Genomic DNA, 19,397 nt, shown 5'->3' with positions numbered 1-19,397 from the left:
CCCCTGCCATGACGGCGACCGACGAGACCCGCTTCGATCCCTACATGACCGCGATTATCGCCAACCGGATCGACGGCATCGTCCGGGAGATGACCAACACGCTGCTGCGTGCCGCCCGCTCCGCGGTGATCAACAGCGCCCGGGACTTCTCCTGCTCGATCTGCACGGCCGACGACCAGCTCCTAGCCTCGGCCGAAGGCCTGCCGATCCATATCTTCGGCAGCCACATGCAGGCCAAGGCCATGCGCCTCGCCCATGCCGGCGACCTGAGGGAGGGCGACTGCTACCTGCACAACGACCCATACAGCGGCAATACCCACGCGGCCGACCATACCTTCCTTGTGCCGGTATTCTTCGAAGGTGAGCATCTGTTCACCACCGTCGCCAAGGCCCATCAGGCCGATACCGGCAACTCCCTGCCGACCACCTACATGGCCGGAGCGAAGGATCAGTACGCCGAGGGCTCCCTGATCTTCCCGTCCGTGCGGGTCCAGCGCGACCACCAGATGATCGAGGACGTGGTGCGGATGTGCCGTGCCCGCATCCGCGTGCCTGATCAGTGGTATGGCGACTTCCTGGCCGGCATCGGCGCTGCACGGGTGGCCGAGCGGCGCCTGAAGGAACTGTGCGCCAAGTACGGGAAGGCGCAGGTCAAGACCTTCGTCCGCGACTGGCTGGATTACTCCGAGCAGCGGATGGTCCAGGCGATCCGCAAGCTGCCGCACGCTAAGCTGTCGACCAGTGGCGCCCACGATCCCTTCGGCGTACTCCTGCCGGACGGCATTCCGCTGAACGTCACCGTGCAGATCGATCCGGACCAGGCGATGGTCGAACTCGATCTGACCGACAACGTGGACAACGTCGACTGCGGGTTCAACGAGAGCGAGGCTTGCGCTACCGCCGCCAGCATCGCCGGCATCTTCAACTCGATCGACCCGACCATCCCGCGCAACTCCGGGTCGTTTCGCCGTATCGTCATGCACCTGCGCGACGGCGCGGTCTGCGGGCGCCCAGAGTTCCCCCACAGCTGCTCGGTGGCCACCACCAACGTCGCCGACCGGCTGGTCAACCTGACCCAGTCGGCCATGGCCCAGCTGGGCGATGGCTGGGGTCTGGCCGAAGGCGGGGTCGGCCTCGGCGGAGGCATGGCCGTGGTGTCGGGCAAGGATCACCGCTACGCGGACAGCCCTTACATCAACCAGCTTCACCTTGGCAGTTCCGGCGGTCCCGGCGCGCCCGCAGCCGACGGCTGGCCGACCTACGGCATCCCGGTGATCGCCGGGCTGATGTATCGGGATTCCGTCGAGATCGACGAGCTCAAGCACCCGATCGAGGTCCGCTTCATGCGCCTGAAGCCCGGCACCGGTGGAGCCGGGCGGCAGCGTGGCGCCCCCGCCCTGGAGTTCGAGTACGGTCCCAAGGAGCACCCGATGGACGTGCTCTGGCCATGCGACGGCACCCATTTCCCACCCAAGGGCGTTCGCGGGGGCCAGGACGGCGTCACCGCGCGGCACTTCAAGATCGCGGCCGATGGCAGCGAGACCGAACTCCCGAACATCGTGGTCGAGAGGCTGGTGAAGGGGGAGCGGGTGCGTGGGCACCACACCTCAGGCGGAGGCTATGGTGATCCCATGGAGCGCCCGGCGGCCCGGGTCCTCAAGGACGTGATCGATGGCTTCGAGACGATCGAGCGTGCGGCCGATATCTATGGCGTCGTCCTGACGGGCTCCCTGGACGACCAGAGCCTGGCCGTCGACGAGGCGGCAACGGCCAGGCGGCGGAGTGCTTGAGTGAAACGCTCCAGTCGTCTGGGTCCGGCCAAACCCACGTGGTTCTGCGCTGAGCGCCTGCAGTACAGGAGGAGGTGTGGCGACAGGCGGGCACGCACCTCAGCCAGGATCATCGTCGCTGTGCCTGAACGCTGATTCCGGCCGCGGGGTATTCCCTTAGCCACCTCCAGCGCCATCCTGGGCCACGGAGCCCGCCTCCCTCGACCTCGCGTGCCGGCTTCTCCGAGGACGAGCAATCCAGTTCGTCCTCGGAAGGCCCCGCAAGCATGGCCATGCGAGGTCGTCATGCCGATGAAGACGACCCTCCCTCATTGGACAGTCGGTTGATCTTCGCTGCCAGGATGAAGTCGTTCTGGTGCAGGCCCCTGATCTTCTTGGTCTGCAGGGAGATGGTCGCATAGCCCCAGCCGAATCCGATGTCGGGATGATGTCCTTCGGCCTCGCTCAGCGCAGCCACCCGCTTCACGAATTCATAGGCAGCAGCAAAGTTCTTGAAGCGGTAGGTCTGCTCGATCCGATGGGCCTGATCGTGCAGAGACCATCCAGGAGTCTGCGCCAGATAGCTTTCCGCTTCTTCAGGATCGAGCGGCGGCACGCCTCCTCGGCAAGGCGTGCAGGACTGGGCAACGAGTTGGTCTGAAGCGTCAGACATGATCGTCCTCCTGAAGGCAGAACACCCATTCAGAGAAAAGATTAGTCCTGGGTAGCCCGTACCGCACCCGTGATGTCGAAAAACTCGTAGATCCGGAAGATGTTCGGAAAACCAACCAGCCGGTCCGGCAGCCGCCCCAAACCGACGTCGAAGTATTTGTCGAACAGCATTCGAAAGGAATTCACTGGCGTGATGGTAGGATATAAAAGATCATAATCCTGATCAGGATAGTAGTAGGCATTCAGTATACCCATCTTGATATTCAACTCGTCTTCTGTCGCCTCTCGCCATGTGCGCGTATGTCCGACATCCGTTTCGGGAAACGGTCCCTCGTCTGCCTGGATGATGATGACCGAGCGTCTGTCCTTCTTCGCCTGCAGGGTCGTCACCAGGTCGCGGATCACCTTGTTGGCATATCGGACCTGCTCGACATAACCCTGCTTCGTTCCACGCTCGCGCGACTCCGGCCGCGAGAGGCAGTTTCCTTCGGCATCGAACACGTAGGGCTCGTGAGGTAGCAGGAAGTGAGCGAACACAAAGGTCGGCTGGGATCCCGAAGCCGCCTTCTCGACCTGCTCGATCTGCCAGGGCACCCGCTGGCATTGACCGCTGTCCCATTGCAGGCTCCGCGTGTACGGGCTTTCGGGTGCGATCAGATGAAGCAGCGGGTTGAGCAGTCGGTCACGCACATAGATCGACGTGAACTCGCGGAAGCCGAAGCTCGGGTTCACGTCGGCGAAGGAACTGGCTTGGGTCGGACGCCACCAGGAGCCGATCTGGACATAGCGATAGCCCACGGACTTCAACAGACGTCCCACCCGATGCTCCCCGAGCAGGCGGTAGATCGGCTGCCAGTCGCTAGACCTGCTTCCCTCTTCGTCCGCCAGGAAGTCCAGATAGTCCATCTGGAACGTGGAGGCCAAAGAGTGAGCAGTCTTCAGGTAGTTCGCATGGCTTCCAGGGGCCACGTAGAAGCCGCGCTCCTCCAGAAAGGACAGAACAGGCTCATTGTCGAAGTCGAAATAGCGCTGGAGGGTCGCCGCCGAGGCATATCGATCGAAGATCAGGTAGTAGATATCTGGTCGGTCTCCCACCGGAGCAACCACCTCCTCTGACGTCGCCACGACAAGGCCGGGTCGGGCGTTCTGCCACGTGTACCAGCTGACCTGGGCGATGGGGGTGATCATCAGGAAGAAGGCGACTCCGTTGAGAATGGAATGCGGCAACCTCAGGTCGGCGCGGGTCCGGGCTACCAGGATGAACAGCAAGGCCAACCCCAGCATGAACGGCAGGACGAACAGGCCGAAGGGCACGACTCCCCCCGTCTTGTGGTCCAGCCAGAACCATAGGCGGGCATAGAACAGGCAGCCCACCAGGACGATGCTCGTGAGCAGCGCCGTGCGCGCGCCAAGGCCGCGGAACAACAGCCCGAGCAGCAGGAACAGCAGCAGCGCAAAGCCGAGTACCGAGGCGAGAGCCGGCAGGATGTCGCCGAGTGCGGCCTCTTTCACGTTGTTCGCGAAGAGCCCGAGTACGGAGGCAACCGCGAGCATGAAAGGGTGCAGTGGATAGATCCGCTGATCGACCGAAGTCTGCTCGACTGGTGCTGGGTTGGGCGTTTCGCCTTGAGAATTCTTCATGGTCGTCCAGTACCGCTCCACCCGCGTTCACCGTCGCCGGCTCGCGAAAAAAACCTCATCGATCCAATCAACCCGGCCTGGGCCCTTGTTGCCGCCCCCTTGCCATGACAGTTAAATGACAAATAGCGGACTGGCTCGTGACAGCCAGTCTCCTGGTCGTGGGATTCGCCAAAAGCGGCTGGGCCTTTAGGCCTGGCTTAGGGGACATGAAATCATGATTCAGGTCATCGGCACGCATGGCTTTCGTCTGCTGATCGCGGCGCTCCTGGTCGGAACCTCGACCACATCGGCCCTGGCCTATCTGGATCCAGGTACCGGCAGCATCATCCTGCAGGTCATGCTGGGTGGCGTCGCCGGCCTGCTCCTCGCCGGCAAGCTGTATTGGCACCGGATCCTGACGGTGCTCGGTATCCGCCGCGAGGCGCCAGAGACCCATGTCCACAGCGTGCAGCAGGATGTCGGGCCCGATGCTTCCACCCGCAAGTGAAACGCTGATCGCGCCTGCCGAGCCCAGCATCGCTCCCGCTGTCGCGGAACCCGGCTCGTTCCGGGATCGCAATGGCGCGGTGTACTACCGAGACGACCAGATCCTGCGCGGCATCAGTGCGAAGGCGCTCGCCAACTGGCAAGCCCTCAGCGCCGCTCCCTTCTTCCGGGAGCACATAAAGGCGGGCAGCATTGTCAGGACCGAGCGTCTGGAGAGCGGGCCGGAGGTCAATCAGGCAGATGGCTGGGCTGCGGTACTGCGCCATGAGACGGTACCCTTCATTTCCTACCCCTACGAATGGACCTTCGGAATGCTCAAGGATGCAGCCCTGCTGCATCTGGACCTGATGCTGGCGGCGCTGCCAGCCGGGATGATCCTGAAGGATTCATCTGCCTATAACGTCCAGTGGATGGGCGCCCAGCCGGTCTTCATCGACATCCCGTCTTTCGAGATACTGCACGAGGGCGAGCCTTGGGTCGGCTATCGGCAGTTCTGCGAGTTGTTCCTCTACCCACTGTTTCTTCAGGCCTACAAAGGCGTCGACTATCGTCCCTGGCTGCGTGGGCAGATCGACGGTATTCCTGCCGCCGGCCTGCGCGCCCTCCTCTCCGCCCGCGACATGGTGCGGCCGGGCGTGCTCCTGCACGTGCTGGCGCAGGACAGCCTGCAGCGCCGCTACGCCGGCAAGCCGCAGGGGGTTCGCAGCTCGATCGCCAAGGCGGGCTTCGACAAGCAGTTCATCGTCCGCAACGTCGAAGGCTTGCGCAAGATCGTGTCCGGCCTGAAGCCGGGCGGCTCCAAGACGGTCTGGGCCGACTACCACCGCACCCACAGCTACGAGGCGCCCGAGTTCGAGGCCAAATGCGACTTCGTGCGGAAGGCCGCCGGTCACCGGCAGTGGCGGCTGGCCTGGGACCTGGGCTGCAACACCGGCACCTTCTCGCGGATCGTGGCGGAACACGCCGATCATGTGGTCGCCATGGATGGCGACTGGATGGCGATCGAGCACCTTTACCAGGAGCAGAAGGGCCGCTCCGATCGTCGGCAGATCCTGCCACTGGTGGTCAACCTGTCGGACCCCTCACCCGCCCAGGGCTGGCGGGGGATGGAGCGGCGCTCCCTGCCCGAGCGCGGCCGACCGGAACTTGCCCTCTGCCTGGCGCTGATCCATCACATCGTCATCAGCGCCAACATCCCGATGCGCGACTTCGTTGGATGGCTGGCAGGGCTCGGCACCGCCCTGGTGATTGAGTTCGTCAGTCGCGAGGACGAGATGGTCCAGACCCTGCTGGCGAACAAGGACGACCAGTATGGGGACTATCATCAGGCAGGCTTCGAAGCCTGCTTGGCCGAGCATTATGAAATCCGCTCCAGCCAGCCTCTCAAGGGTGGCAAGCGCTGCATCTATTTTTGCACGCCCAAGGGCGACTGACCGAAGTCAGCCGCCTCCCATGGCGCGGGCCGAGATCAGCTTGGGCCGCGCCAGGAACCGGCTCTCGAAATAGGTGAACGACAGCCAGGCAAGGCCGACCGTCACCAGCAGGTAGACGCAGAACACGGCCAGGATCTGCGGGCTGAAGCGCCCAAGGCCGGGGAAATAGCTGTCCCAGATCTGGAAGGTCAGCATCAGGATCGCCCCGTGGATCAGGTAGACTCCGTAGGAGATCCGGCCGAGCAGGAGCAGCGGCGGCAGGGTGAGGAACCGGTGCAGGAGACCATGGTCGACCAGCCCAACGCAGATCAGTCCGGTGCAACCCAGGATCAGCAGCGTATAGCCCAGGCTCGCCTGCAGATGGTCGGCCATGAACAACTGATACGGCACGTCGCGAAACAAGAGCCCCACCCCCAGAAAATAGGCGATGAACAACGTGCCCGGCACGAGCAGGAGCCACCACGTCTTCTGGCCCAGCCGCACCAGGTCCCGCTCATGCATGGCGGCCAGACCACCCAGGGCGAATGCATCGAAGTGAAACAGCGAGAAGAAGTAGATGAACCCGCCGGGTCGGATCGTCAGCGCTCCTGGATCGGCGCTGAGGATCTCCAGCGCCGTCTGGCGAAGAATGGGACTGACTAGGACGATCGCCACCAGAAGAACCTGCAAAGCCCGGCGGCTCAGAAAGAACACCAGCAGCGGCGCGACGAGATAGAAATGCATCTCGACGCCCAGGCTCCAGAAATGGTCATAGTACAGGGTATGCTGGATCGTGGAGAACGGCTTGACCAGGTTGTGGATGAACAGCGCCAGGCCGGGCACCGTGTAGCCTAGCAGGTCCCAGCGCTGCAGGATCGTCACCACGACGACCATCACCAACAGGAGCAGGTAGTAGAGGGGCAGGAGGCGCAGGCAGCGCCGCACCATGAACTGGCCATAGAATGGCCCGAGCTTCATGTCCGGCCGGGACTGGCGGGTCGCCAGCAGGTTCCGAAAGATGAAGAAGCCGGAGAGGGTGAAGAACAGCCAGACGCCGCTCCAGCCGAACGGCAGGTACTTCCAGTGGAACAGCAGCACCAGGAATACCGCGATCCCGCGCAGTCCATCCAGCGGCACCAGCCGGCCATGGGCCGGCGGCGCCTCGGACTGGGCAATCCTGTCGGCACCCGAAACTAGGCTGACGGAATGCGCCATGTTGATTGGTTCCTCTGCGCCGAGCGGTCAGGCGTTCAAGGTGGGTTCGCGGGAAGGATCAGCAGGAGGACATGGAAAGATCAGCGGAACAGCAGGATTGGGACCTTGCACGATCGGATCATTTCGGTGGTGGTGCTGCCGATGATCAGGTTGCGCAGCCGCGAATGGCCATAGGCGCCCATCACCAGGAAATCGATCTGCCGGTCCTGGACCTCCCGGGCGATGACCGCATCGGCCTCGCCCGGCAGGACCCGCGCCTCGACCGCATAGCCCGCCTTCTCCAGCAACCCTGAGGCCTGAGCGACCTGCTCCTTCGCCTCCCGGGTCTCCGTCCCGGCCATTAGCAGGTGCAAGGGGAGACCCTTGAACAGCGAGCCAGTGGTGATGTGCGACACGGCCTTCATGGAGCTGGCGCCCCCGTCGAAGGCGATCATGACCCGCTCGATCGGCTTGAACGCACGGGCGGCGACCAGCACCGGCTTGTGCGCCACCCTGACGACCCGTTCCAGGTTGGAGCCCAGATGCAGCTTCGCGAAGTCGGCGGCCTCGCCTCGCTTGCCGATGACGATCAGGTCGGCATCCGTCTCGAACTCGCGGACGGTGTCGAGCAGGTCTCCGTTGCGCAGCTTGGTCGAGAACCCCGTCAGTCCGGCCTGCTTCAGGCACTCGGTCGCCTGATCGAGAATGAGCCGGCCCCGCTTGTGCGCGAGCTTGGCCTTCTGTTCATCCAGGCTGACCAGTTCGGAAAGAAGATTGTCTCGCTCGTCGATGGTGAGGTTGCCGCTGAAATCGGTTGGATGGCTGGAAACGTCCCGCCGCCCGAGCACGTGCAGGACTTCGACCGAACGTCCGGTGCGGGCGGCCACCCAGGCCGCAAGCTCGCAGACGCTCTTGCCGTATGTCGAACCATCGATCAGCGCGATGATCTTGTTGGACATGAACGACCTCCCTCAGTGGCTCGCGAGGCGTTCGAGCGCCCCCGGCTTGTCGTGCTCACCCAGGCGATCGACAATGGTCTCGCTCGCCTTGTTGAGGCCGACCATCACCACCTCTGCACCTTCGCGCCGGAACTTCAGGATGATCCGATCGAGGGCCGCCACGCTGGAGATGTCCCAGATATGCGCCCGGCTGACGTCGATCGTGACCTTTTCCAGCGACTCCCGGAAATCGAAGGCCGCGGCGAAGTCGTCGGCCGAGGCAAAGAACACCTGCCCTTCGACCACATAGGTCCGCTCGCTGCCATCAGGCGAGAGCGTCGATGTCACGCGGAAGATCTGGGCGATCTTCCACGCGAAGAAGATGCCGGACAGCAGCACGCCGATCACCACGCCGATCGCGAGGTTATGGGTGATCACCACCCCGGCCACCGTCGCCAGCATCACCACGCTGGAACTGCGGGGGTGGGTCCGCAGGTTCTTGATCGACTGCCAACTGAACGTGCCGATCGAGACCATGATCATGATCGCGACCAGTGCTGCCATCGGGATCATCGCGACCAGGTCACCCAGGACCACGATCAGGAACAGGAGGAAGATCCCGGCGCAGAAGGTGGAAAGCCGCTGCCGCCCACCTGACTTCACGTTGATCACCGACTGGCCGATCATGGCGCAGCCAGCCATCCCGCCGATAAAGGCGGTGAAGAAGTTGGCGACGCCCTGGCCAACGCATTCGCGACGCTTGTCACTCGAGGTATCGGTGAGGTCGTCGACGATCTGGGCGGTCATCAGCGATTCGAGCAGGCCAACCGCCGCCACGCCTGCCGAGTACGGCAGGATGATGAGCAGGGTCTCGAGGTTGAGCGGCACGTCGGGGATCAGGAACACCGGGAGGCTGTCGGGCAGTTCTCCCATGTCACCGACCGTGCGCAGGTCGAAGCCCAGCGCCAGGGACAGGGCCGTCAGCACCAGGATGCAGATCAATGGCGAGGGTACCGCGGTGGTCAGGCGGGGGAAGAGATAGATGATCGCCAACCCGGCTGCGATCATCGGGTAGGTAAGCAGCGGCACGTTGATCATCTCGGGCAGCTGCGCCATGAAGATCAGGATTGCCAGGGCGTTGACGAACCCGGTCATCACGGATCGTGACACGAAGCGCATCACGTAATTCAGCCGGAAGATGCCGGCGATGACCTGCAGGATCCCGGCCAGCACGGTCGCAGCCAGAAGATATTGCAGGCCGTAATCCCGCACCAGGTCAACCATCAGCACGGCGGTAGCTGCCGTGGCAGCCGAGATCATGCCCGGACGACCACCCACGATCGCCGTGATGACAGCGATTGAGAAGGAGGCGTAGAGCCCGACCTTGGGGTCGACCCCGGCAATGATCGAGAACGCGATCGCCTCCGGGATGAGAGCGAGCGCAACAACAAGGCCCGCCAGCACGTCAGCGCGAATGTTACCGAACCACTGCTCACGCAGAGTGGTCACCGAAACGGTGCTCATGGATCTACCCGATGGGAAATCCCGCCAAAGCAGACGGGAACAATAAGGGACGTCGTCAGGGACGCGGACGAATTACCTCGAAGGATCGACGCACGTACACCATCAGTGCCGCATACCGTGGTATGGGCATCCCGGAGCGGACGTGCGGTGGTAGCAGATCCTACATTGGCCCTGACGCGAGGAGATGGACCCAACCTGGGGCTGCGGCGCTGCAATGCAGCACGGCCAGGAGGTTAGTGGGCAGCAATGCACAGGGCAACCCTGCACATGATACATGATGCCTCACCCGCCCCTGCATTGCGACGATGAGCGAGCGCTGCCGGCTCCGCTGCCGCACCTGGACTCGATCCAGAGCGAAAGGCGATCAGAGGCCGAATACCTGTCCCTTGGCGACAAACCCGCGAAAACCTTCAGCCTGGGCGTCCGGCCGCGGACCCGGCTGATAGTGGTAGAGCCACATCTTGGCCCGTACGTCCGAAGGGAGAGTTCTCAGGTCCTCGTAATGAGCATGAATGCCAGAGCGGGCGGGCGTGCCATCTGCAGCATAGCTAGTTTCGCAATCATGAAAGATGATCTCTGCCCAGGCATAGAGGCTGGCGCAGCGTTGCGGCTCGAACCTCGTGTCGCTGGTGATCAGAAAGCGGCCGATATCAGTCTCGAAACGCAGGCCGAAACTGATGAGCGGAACGCTGCCATCCATGCAGTGCAGCATGCCGGTGAGGTCGAAGCGCTGCCCCTCCCACACGAAACCACCATCGCCAGATACGGGCCGTACCTCGAAATAATCGTCAAGGGTCGCAAGGCCGCTGCGAGCCATGCTGCCGCTCAGGCTGTTGGTCCAAAGCCGGGCGACCTTGTTCTCCTCGATGAACAAGGCGGGCCTAGCCGCTCCGGCATCGAAATAGGTCGAGAAGCCAAGCCACTCCAGCCCACCAACATGATCGCTGTGCAGATGGCTGATGTAGACCGCATCGATGTCCCTGGCTTCAAGCCCCCTCTCGGCCAGGGCCAAGCGGGCGTCACCGCCACAATCGATCAGCAGCCTTCGCCCTTCCTCGCTCTCGATGAGCATATTGGACTGCCAGTTGGCTGCGCCGACCGTGAACGCGCTGCCCGTGCCCAAGAATGTCAGCTTCGACACCATCCTCAGCCCCACCCACATCATCCCGGGATCTCTGCATCATGCCACCAAGACAGAGGCCCAGGCTCATGATGCAGGATGTCGCTCACCGACTGAAGCTAAAGATCAATGGACGAGGAAAGGCGCCCTGTCTCAAGAACTGCCGAAGGTCCCGAGGTCCGGTTCCGGTCAGGCTTGTGCTGCCAGGAAGGCATCCAGAACCTCGGTGAGGAAGATGTGGTCCTCCTTCTGCGGCAGGCCCGACACGGTCACGGTCCCCACCATCCCGGTGCCGCGAACGAACACCGGGAAGCTGCCGCCGTGAGCCGCATATTCGGCAGGCTCCAGCAGGAACTTCTGATTGAAGTCGTAGCCCTTCGCCCGGGCCAGACAGCCCAGGTACCACGAGCTGTGCCCGAACCGCCGGACTGCGCGAGCCTTGCGCTGAACCCAGGCGTCGTTATCGGCGCTGGTACCAGACATGGCCGCGTGGAAGACCTGCTGCGCGCCCCGGGTCACGTCGATGGTGACGGCGTGACCGCGGCTACGTGCCTGCTCCAGGATGAACATTCCGAGCGCCAGGGCAGTGTCGCTATCGAATCTGGCGAACTGCAGCCGCTCCTCGTCAGCGAGGAGATCCTGCAGGTTCTCATGGTCCGCCATCGTCCCTATCCTCTTTCAGCCCTTGAACCCGACCGCAGTCATCGTCTCATCGATCGATTTCCTGGCCTTGGCGGCGATCTCGTCGACCTGCGCCTCGGTCACGATCAGGGGCGGCGACAACACCATGCCATCCCGGACCGCCCGCATCACCAGCCCGTTCTTCACCGACAGGTCCCGGCAGGTGGAGCCGACCTCGCGCTTCTCGTCGAAACGCTTCCGCCTGCTGCGATCTTCGGCCAGTTCCAGGCAGGCCAGCAGCCCCTTGGTGCGGATCTGGCCGACCATGGGATGGTCCTTGAAGGTCTCGGTTAGGACCTCCCTCCAGTAGGCACCGATCGGACCGGCGGCCCGGGTCGCCAGCCCTTCCTCCTCGATGATCCGGATGTTCTCCAGCGACACGGCAGCCGCCACCGGATGACCGGCATAGGTGACGCCGTGGGCATATTCCTTCTCGCCATTGAAGATGGCATCGCCGACCCTGGCGCCGAAGGCCACCGCCGAGATCGGCACGTAGCCGGACGAGAGTCCCTTGGCCATCGCGATGATGTCCGGCTGGATCCCGTAGGTCTCGCTGCCCCACCAGGCGCCGGTCCGGCCGAACCCGCAGATGACCTCATCGGCGACCAGCAGGATGTCGTGCTTTCGGCAGATCGCCTGGATTGCCGGCCAGTAATTGTCCGGCGGAATGATCACCCCGCCAGCGCCCTGGATCGGCTCGGCGACGAAGGCTGCGACATTCTCCGCCCCCAGTTCCAGGATCTTGTCCTCGAGCGCCTGGGCGGCACGCTGGCCGATCTGCTCCTCGGTCTCGCCTTCTTCGGCTTCGCCCCACCAATACGGGTTCATGATGTGGTGGAAGCGCGGCAGCGGCAGGTCGAACATGCCGTGCATGAACGACATGCCGGTCAAGCTGGCAGAGCCGATACCTACTCCATGATAGCCGAGCTTGCGCGAGATGAAGTGCTTCTTGCCGGGCTTGCCCATCAGGTTCCAGTAGTACCAGACGGACTTGATGACCGTATCGTTGGCCTCGGAACCGGAGGAAGCGAAAAAGACCCGTTTCATGCCGGCCGGCAGGATCTCTCCAAGCTTCGCCGAAAGCTCGATCGAGGGGATCGAGGCGCACTGGAAGAAACTGTTGTAGTAGCTGAGCTGCTTGAGCTGTTCGTAGGCTGTCCTGGCCAGCCGTTCCCGCCCGTAGCCCACCTGGACGCACCACAAGCCGGCCATGCCGTCGATGAGCTTATGGCCGTCTGCTTCCCAAATATGGCATCCTTCGCCGCGATCGATGACGCGCGTGCCTTTTTCCGCCAGCTGGTGGTGGGTGCTGAACGGATGCAGGTGGTGCTCGGCATCGAGCTCCTGCCAACGCTGCATCGCGACCTGAAGATCCATGATCCACCTTTCAAGGTCCGCCGGCCTTGCCTGCCGGCGGGACGTCTTGCCCTTCTCGCCTGTCTGATGATGCCGAACCTCGGCCAGATCATCCTGCCATGCTCGCCAGGATGCCCGCCACCCCCCAAGCTGCCCACGATCCAGCTTGGCACGATCATGGGTGACCAATCTCTCCCGCAGCGGATGCATGCTGACCTGGCCGGACCGGGGCTGGCCCGGCCGGTCGCCCACGGCAGGCTGCCCTCAAGCTAGACGTTCAGCAGGAGATGCTCGCGCTCCCAGGAACTGATCACGGACTGATAGGCCGCGTGTTCGGTCTCCTTGACCGCCAGCATGACCTCGACGAACTCCTCGCCCAACGTCTCCCGCATCGCCTTGGATGCGGCAAGCTTCTCCAGTCCTTCGCCCAGCTGGGTAGGCAGCGAATGGGAGAGGCGATAGGCGCTGCCCGAAATTGCCTTCGTCGGCTCAAGCTTGTGGATCATCCCGAGATAGCCACAGGCCAGAGAGGCAGCGATCGCCAAATAGGGATTGGCATCGGCCCCGGCGATACGGTTCTCGATCCGTCGGGAGTCGGACGAGGATGCCGGCACGCGCAGGCCGACGGTCCTGTTCTCGATCCCCCAGTGGACGTTGATGGGCGCGGTCGAGAAGCGCCGCAGCCTTCGGTAGCTGTTCACGTTCGGCGCCAAGAGCGGCATGCAATGCGGCAGGTATTTCTGCAGCCCGGCGATGTGCGACAGGAACAGTTCCGAGTAGCCGTCCTCACCGGCGGAAAACAGATTCTGCCCTGTCCTGACGTCCACCACCGACTGGTGGATATGCATCGACGAGCCCGGCTCCCGCTCCATGGGCTTGGCCATGAAGGTGGCGTAGATGTCGTGCTTGAGGGCAGCGTGCCGGAGCGTACGCTTGAACAGGAATGCTTCGTCGGCGAGGTCGAGCGGATCGCCGTGGGCGAAGTTGATCTCCATCTGGGCGGCACCAGCCTCGTGGGTCATGCCGTCCACGTCGATCTCCTGCGCCTCGCACCAAGCGTAGACATCCTCGAAGATCGGATCGAACTCGTTCAGGGCATCGATGCCGAAGCTCTGCCGGCCGGTTTCCGGCCGCTTGGAGCGGCCGATCGGCGGCTCCAGCGGATAGTCCGGGTCGGTGTTGATCTTGGTAAGGAAGAACTCCAGTTCCGGCGCCACGATCGGCTTCCAGTTGCGCTCCTCATAGAGCTTCACGACCCGGCGCAGGACCTGTCGGGCAGCGATCATCACGGGATTGCCGTCGTGATGGAATGCGTCGCAGATCACCTGGGCCGTAGGTTCATCATACCAGGGTACCAAGCGCAGCGAGTCATGATCCGGACGCAGGCGGACGTCCCGGTCCGCCGGGTCGATCACGTCTTCTTCCGGATAATCGCCGGTCACGGTCTGAATGAAGACACTCTCCGGAATGCGGAGCGTATCGTCTTCCAGTGATTTCAGAAACTTGTAGGCGGGCAGCACCTTGCCCCGGCCGATGCCATTGATGTCGACGATCAGGCATTCGACCTCGGTGATGTGGCGTTCTTCAAGCCACTCGGAGATATTGAGCATGCGGCACCTTGGTTTGGGCGCGGGCACGACAGGCGTCCCCAAAGGCCCGGAACATCATCACGCTGTCGGGATTGTCCATGGCCCGCCACTCCGGATGCCACTGCACGCCCAGCACGAAGCCTGGGGCATCCGGCACACTCACGGCTTCCGGCGTGCCGTCCGATGCCAGCGCCTCGATCCGCAACCGCGCGGCCGGGCGGTCGATGCCTTGCCCATGCAGCGTGTTCACCTGGGTGGTCGAGGCTCCGCCCAGGATCTCCTGCAGCAGGCCACCTGGGGTGATCGAGATCGGGTGGCGCGGATCGTAGCGCTGTGCCGGAGGCCGATCCTTCTGCGAGCGGTGGTCGAAGCGACCCGGGACCTCGTGGACATGCTGATGCAGCGTGCCTCCCAGCGCCACGTTGAGTTCCTGGAACCCGCGACAGATCGCAAAGATCGGCAGGCCGCTGTCGATCGCCTTGCGGATCAACGGCAGGGTCGTGGCGTCCCGCTCCGGATCGGCAATGTTGTCGGCGCGGGCCAAAGGCCCGCCGTAATGATGCGGTTCGACGTTGCTGGGACTGCCGGTGAACAGGAGCCCGTCCAGCCGCTCGATCAGGAGATCGAGGTCGGCCGCTGCGCCGATCGCCGGCACAAGTACGGGCATCCCCTGACAGGCCTGGAGGACGGCATGGAGATACTTGCCACCTACGCTGTGTACGCCCAGGCCATCCCCGCTTTCTCGGAAGCAGGCGGTGACACCAATCAGCGGGACGGGGGCTCGATCACTCATGTTCCACTGGTATCCTACGGTTGAATATGCGGCAAGCTTCCCCCGAGGCGGCAAGTCGCCGCTCGAATTGAAGCCGCAATGCGTCCCTTGCCACGACACGCGGGCGCACCGGGCTTCTCCTGCAGCGCTCGCCACGCTCGCAAAGGGGCATGGTGGGCGGATGGGTCCGGCCTGGGACGAAGCCGCCCGGCCGGCCGGGGGTGTCGCCTTCAGAGTTCCGGAACTGCGGGTTCGTCCTGTTTGAACGCACGGCGAGCCGTTCCAGGAGATCGAGGCTGGAGATCGCCGCCTTCCGGAGCGTTCCCGTTCTGCCTCCCCTGGGCATGGCCAGTCGGCATCCATCTGCCCGCACCTTCCCTCATGGCGACCGGACAGTGGCAGTCAGCGTATGCAGGAGGTCCTCCAGCATGATCTGACCACCACGGGGCTGATCAACCGGCTTCTGCAACCGAACCCAGCCACAAATCAACCAGGGCGTTCATTCGCCCCAGCTTTGGCTAGTGCGCCTCGCCCCAGCTTCGACCGCTGCCGACCTCGACGATCAGCGGCACGCTCAAGCTTGCCGCCCCTTGCATGATTTCCTGCACCAGTCCCTGGGTCGCGGCGACCTCGCTTTCCGGAACTTCCAGCAGCAGCTCGTCATGCACGGTCAGGAGCAGCCTGGCACCGGCCCGCTCGTCGGACAGTCGACGCGCCACCCGGATCATCGCCCGCTTCATGATGTCGGCGGCGGAGCCCTGGATCGGAGCGTTGATCGCGGCCCGCTCGGCATAGGCGCGCCTGGCCGGCAGCTTGGACAGGATCTCAGGGACCCAGCAACGTCGCCCATCCACGGTCAGCACGTAGCCCTGCTCACGAGCCTGGGCCTTGGTCTTGTCCATGTATTCCCTGATCCCAGGGTACTGGAAGAAGTAGCGATCGATATAGTCCTTGGCCTGGCCATGGGAGATGCCCAGGCGCTGGGCCAATCCGAACGCGCCGATCCCGTAGACGATCCCGTAGTTGATGGTCTTGGCGCTGCGCCGAAGGTCCGCGCCGACCTCATCCACCGGGACGCCAAACATTTCGCCTGCCGTGACCCGATGAATATCGATATCGGCGGCAAAGGCTTCCTTCAGCGCATCGACCTCCGCCATATGCGCCAGGATCCGCAGTTCTACCTGCGAATAGTCTGCCGACATCAGGACGCAGCCAGGTTCAGCGACAAATGCCTGGCGGATCCGGCGGCCCTCCTCCGTGCGGATCGGGATATTCTGCAGGTTTGGCTCGGTCGAGCTCAGGCGCCCGGTCGAGGTCGAAGCCAGCATGTAGGAGGTGTGCACCCTCTGATCGACAGTACTGATCTGTTCGACAAGTGCATCGGTATAGGTGCGGGTGAGCTTCTGCAGCTGCCGCCACTGCAGCACGACTTTCGGCAGTTCATGGCCCTGTGCGGCCAGCTGCTCCAGGACATCGGCATCCGTCACGTAGGCCCCGGCCTTGCCCTTCTTGCCGCCGGGAATGCTCATCTCGTCGAACAGCACCTCGCCCAGCTGCTTGGGAGAGCCGATGTTGAACGCATGCCCGACCAGGGCTGCCGCTTCTGCCTCGAACGCCGCCATGCGCTGGCCGAACTCGCCGGACATCCGGCGGAGCAGGTCGCGATCGACCGCGATCCCGTCAAGTTCCATCTGCGCCACCACCGCAGGCAGCGGCCGGTCCAGTTCCTCGTAGACCCGGACCATCTTCTCCTCGACCAGGCGCTTCTTGAGCAGCTTCCAGAGGCGGAAGGTGATCAGCGCATCCTCCGCCGCATAGTCAGTGGCCTTGTCGATTGCAACCCTGGCAAAGCCGATCCGCCCCTTGCCGGTGCCGGTGAGCGAGTCGTAGCTGATCGTGTCGTGGTCCAGGTGCCGCTTGGCCAGTTCATCCATTCCGTGGCCGTGCTTCGCTCCGTCCAGCACGTAGCTGATCAGCAGCGTATCGTCATAGGGCTGGATTTGGGCCTGGTACTTGGCCAGGACCCCGATGTCGTACTTGAGATTGTGGCCGATCTTGAGGATGGCCGGATCGGCCAGGATCGGCCGCAGCCGGTCGATGACCATGTCGGTAGCGAGTTGCCCCTCGCAGGGCTGGCCGAAGGCATCCTCGTGGCAGAGCGGTACATAGATCCCCTCTTCCTCGTCGACCGCCATCGACAGTCCGACCAGCGTGGCGTCCATGACGCTGAGCGACGTCGTCTCGGTGTCGATCGCCAGGTAGCCGGAGGCCTTTGCCCGGACGAGGAATCCCTCGAGTTCAGCGAGCTCGGTGATCGCCCGGTAACGAGCCTCCTGCCGGACCGCCTTGACCTTGTGCACCTCCGCCGCCTCGGCGAGCAGGCCGATCCGCGAGATCAAGGTCTTGAAGCCGTTCTCCTGCAGGAACGGCAGCAGCATGGCAGGGTCGATCGCCGCCCGGGCGACCTCGGCCAGGGTCAGCGGCAATGGCGCCTCGTCGTGCAGCCCTACCAGCTGGTAGGACAGGCGCGCCTTGTCGGCATTGCTGACCAGCGTCTCGCGCCGCTTGGGCTGCTTGATCTTGTCGGCCTGCGCCAGCAGCGCTTCCAGCGACCCGTACTCGTTGATCAGCTGCGCGGCAGTCTTCACTCCGATACCCGGCACGCCCGGCACGTTGTCGGAGGTATCACCCGCCAGGGCCAGCACGTCGCGCACCCGCTCGGGCCCTACCCCGAACTTCTCGAACACCTCGTCCTTGCCGATGTTCTTCTGCTTCATCGGGTCGAACAGGAAGACGCCGTCGTCCACCAGCTGCATCAGGTCCTTGTCGGAGCTGACCACCTCCACGACCCGCCCTTCGGCACGCGCATGCCGGGCATAGGAGGCGATCAGGTCGTCGGCCTCGAAGCCTTCCAGTTCCACCACCGGCAGGCCGAACGCACGGGCGGCGTCCCGTACCAGCGAAAACTGCGGCCGCAGTTCCGGCGGCGGCTCGTCGCGGTTGGCCTTGTAGGCGTCGTACATCTCGTTGCGGAAGGAGGCGCGCGAATGGTCGAACACGACCAGGAGATCGTCCTCGGGCCGGTCGGTCATCAGCTTGAACAGCATGGAGGCGAAGCCGAACACGGCGTTCACCGGCGTGCCATCCGGCCGGGTCATCGGCGGCAGCGCGAAGAATGCCCGGAAGATGTAGCCGGAGCCGTCGACCAGGACGAGGCGGGATGCATTGCTCATGCGCGGAACCTAGCGGGACCAGGCGAGGATCGACAGAGGCGACGTGAGCTTCCACCAGGGTTGCCCGCTACTGCAGCCGGGCCGTCTGCCCTTCCGTGGCGACCATGGACGCAATCCTTCCCAGCTTGTCCGGGTTTCGGGTGATGTAGATGGCGATGATCCGGCCATCCTCGATCGCAAGCGCCGTGGTTTGCAGGAATCCGTCGCGCGCCAGGCTGACATAGCCTGGCAGGCCGTCGATCCGGACGAGCCGGATCATTCTAGCCATTGCCCCCGCGTACTTTCTCGAGAGGCCCTCGAACAGACGCAGAACCCGCTCGACGCCAAAGATCGGGTTGAGAGAGGCGAGCACCTTGCCCCCTCCATCCGAGTGCAGCACCACCGTATTTGCCAGCAAGGAGCGCAGCGCGACGAGATCGCCGCTGGCTGACGCCTGGAAGAAGGCCTGGGCGATCCGGTCACCCTCGGCTCGATCCACCGGATAGCGGGGACGCGATGCACGCACGTGCCGGCGCGCACGCACCGCCAGCTGGCGGACCGCACTGGCATCACGATTCAGGGCGGCGCCGACCTCCTGGGCCGGGACCTCAAAGACGTCGTGCAGGAGGAAGGCAGCACGCTCCAGCGGCGAGAGGCGCTCCAGGGCCAGCATGAGGGTGAGCGTGAGTTCGTCCAGCCGGAGTCCCTCCTCCTCTGCCTCAACGATCGGCTCGGGCAGCCAGCTGCCGACATAGCTTTCCCGTCGGACGCGGGCCGACTTCATGACGTCCAGGCACAGGCGGGTCACGACACGGGTCAGGAACGCGCCGGGCTCCCGCACCGTGCCGGTCTTGACCTGTCGCCAGCGCAGCCATGCATCCTGCACGACATCCTCCGCCTCGGCGGCCGTGCCGAGCATGCGATAGGCCAGTCGCAGCAGCCGCGGCCGGTGCTCCTCGAACAGGCTGGTGGTTTCGTCAGCCGACGACATGGCTCATCCCCGCCGGCAGGCGACGCATGTTCTGGAACCG

At 63.8% G+C, this 19,397-nt stretch carries 16 protein-coding genes; 4 read left to right on the top strand and 12 right to left on the bottom strand.

What is annotated here, in order from left to right:
• Positions 1-8 precede the first annotated feature (8 nt).
• Positions 9-1,790 carry a hydantoinase B/oxoprolinase family protein gene (locus GEMRO_RS0111630; RefSeq protein WP_027134121.1) on the top strand — a complete coding sequence of 594 codons (1,782 nt, stop codon included), beginning with the start codon at positions 9-11 and terminating at the stop codon, positions 1,788-1,790.
• Between the two features lie 283 nt (positions 1,791-2,073).
• Here GEMRO_RS0111630 and GEMRO_RS0111625 read toward each other — a convergent pair whose 3' ends face one another.
• Together GEMRO_RS0111625 and GEMRO_RS0111620 are read right to left on the bottom strand one after the other, a co-directional pair.
• Positions 2,074-2,442, bottom strand: a complete 369-nt coding sequence (locus GEMRO_RS0111625; RefSeq protein WP_027134120.1) for a 4a-hydroxytetrahydrobiopterin dehydratase — start codon at positions 2,440-2,442, stop codon at positions 2,074-2,076.
• 41 nt (positions 2,443-2,483) lie between these two features.
• On the bottom strand, positions 2,484-4,082 hold the full coding sequence (locus GEMRO_RS0111620) for a sulfatase-like hydrolase/transferase (RefSeq protein ID WP_084506838.1): 1,599 nt from the start codon (positions 4,080-4,082) through the stop codon (positions 2,484-2,486).
• A gap of 214 nt (positions 4,083-4,296) precedes the next feature.
• Here GEMRO_RS0111620 and GEMRO_RS29180 point away from each other — a divergent pair, with 214 nt between their 5' ends.
• Positions 4,297-4,569, top strand: coding sequence for a hypothetical protein (locus tag GEMRO_RS29180; RefSeq protein ID WP_035485183.1), 273 nt, complete (start codon positions 4,297-4,299; stop codon positions 4,567-4,569).
• Positions 4,550-6,001 carry a class I SAM-dependent methyltransferase gene (locus GEMRO_RS29175; protein WP_157505553.1) on the top strand — a complete coding sequence of 484 codons (1,452 nt, stop codon included), beginning with the start codon at positions 4,550-4,552 and terminating at the stop codon, positions 5,999-6,001. The genes GEMRO_RS29180 and GEMRO_RS29175 overlap by 20 nt, the downstream gene beginning before the upstream one ends.
• Positions 6,002-6,007: 6 nt before the next feature.
• Here the strand turns inward: GEMRO_RS29175 and GEMRO_RS0111605 are convergent, their stop codons facing one another.
• The 6 genes from GEMRO_RS0111605 to GEMRO_RS0111580 all read right to left on the bottom strand — a co-directional run bounded on the left by GEMRO_RS0111605 (position 6,008) and on the right by GEMRO_RS0111580 (position 12,760).
• On the bottom strand, positions 6,008-7,195 hold the full coding sequence (locus tag GEMRO_RS0111605; protein ID WP_027134118.1) for an acyltransferase family protein: 1,188 nt from the start codon (positions 7,193-7,195) through the stop codon (positions 6,008-6,010).
• Between the two features lie 80 nt (positions 7,196-7,275).
• Positions 7,276-8,133, bottom strand: a complete 858-nt coding sequence (locus GEMRO_RS0111600) for a universal stress protein (protein WP_027134117.1) — start codon at positions 8,131-8,133, stop codon at positions 7,276-7,278.
• A gap of 12 nt (positions 8,134-8,145) precedes the next feature.
• Complete coding sequence (locus GEMRO_RS0111595) at positions 8,146-9,636, bottom strand: SulP family inorganic anion transporter (protein WP_027134116.1); 1,491 nt, start codon at positions 9,634-9,636, stop codon at positions 8,146-8,148.
• Between the two features lie 364 nt (positions 9,637-10,000).
• Positions 10,001-10,780 (bottom strand): MBL fold metallo-hydrolase, encoded by a 780-nt coding sequence (locus GEMRO_RS0111590; RefSeq protein WP_027134115.1) that lies wholly within the window; start codon positions 10,778-10,780, stop codon positions 10,001-10,003.
• Between the two features lie 165 nt (positions 10,781-10,945).
• Positions 10,946-11,419 carry a heme-degrading domain-containing protein gene (locus GEMRO_RS0111585; RefSeq protein ID WP_027134114.1) on the bottom strand — a complete coding sequence of 158 codons (474 nt, stop codon included), beginning with the start codon at positions 11,417-11,419 and terminating at the stop codon, positions 10,946-10,948.
• Between the two features lie 15 nt (positions 11,420-11,434).
• Positions 11,435-12,760: an aminotransferase gene (locus tag GEMRO_RS0111580; protein ID WP_240476799.1), complete on the bottom strand. Its 1,326-nt coding sequence runs from the start codon at positions 12,758-12,760 to the stop codon at positions 11,435-11,437.
• Here GEMRO_RS0111580 and GEMRO_RS35245 point away from each other — a divergent pair.
• Positions 12,665-13,066 (top strand): hypothetical protein, encoded by a 402-nt coding sequence (locus tag GEMRO_RS35245; protein WP_240476860.1) that lies wholly within the window; start codon positions 12,665-12,667, stop codon positions 13,064-13,066. The two genes, GEMRO_RS0111580 and GEMRO_RS35245, sit on opposite strands and share 96 nt — an antisense overlap.
• Here GEMRO_RS35245 and GEMRO_RS0111575 read toward each other — a convergent pair.
• From GEMRO_RS0111575 to GEMRO_RS29165, 4 genes are all read right to left on the bottom strand, one after another.
• On the bottom strand, positions 13,063-14,403 hold the full coding sequence (locus GEMRO_RS0111575) for a glutamine synthetase family protein (RefSeq protein ID WP_027134112.1): 1,341 nt from the start codon (positions 14,401-14,403) through the stop codon (positions 13,063-13,065). The genes GEMRO_RS35245 and GEMRO_RS0111575 overlap by 4 nt on opposite strands.
• The gene (locus tag GEMRO_RS29170) at positions 14,378-15,175 is read right to left on the bottom strand and encodes a gamma-glutamyl-gamma-aminobutyrate hydrolase family protein (protein ID WP_035485179.1); all 798 of its coding nucleotides are present in this window, start codon (positions 15,173-15,175) and stop codon (positions 14,378-14,380) included. Before GEMRO_RS29170 ends, GEMRO_RS0111575 begins: the two co-directional genes overlap by 26 nt.
• Positions 15,176-15,672: 497 nt before the next feature.
• Positions 15,673-18,387, bottom strand: coding sequence for a DNA polymerase I (gene polA / locus GEMRO_RS0111565; RefSeq protein WP_027134111.1), 2,715 nt, complete (start codon positions 18,385-18,387; stop codon positions 15,673-15,675).
• Between the two features lie 67 nt (positions 18,388-18,454).
• Positions 18,455-19,357: a sigma-70 family RNA polymerase sigma factor gene (locus tag GEMRO_RS29165; RefSeq protein ID WP_035485177.1), complete on the bottom strand. Its 903-nt coding sequence runs from the start codon at positions 19,355-19,357 to the stop codon at positions 18,455-18,457.
• Between the last annotated feature and the right edge of the window lie 40 nt (positions 19,358-19,397).

Origin of the sequence: Geminicoccus roseus DSM 18922 (assembly GCF_000427665.1) — a bacterium.
Classification (GTDB): Bacteria; Pseudomonadota; Alphaproteobacteria; order Geminicoccales; family Geminicoccaceae; genus Geminicoccus; species Geminicoccus roseus.
Note: the sequence above shows the minus strand (reverse complement) of the source record. Positions and strands in the feature narration are given on the sequence as shown.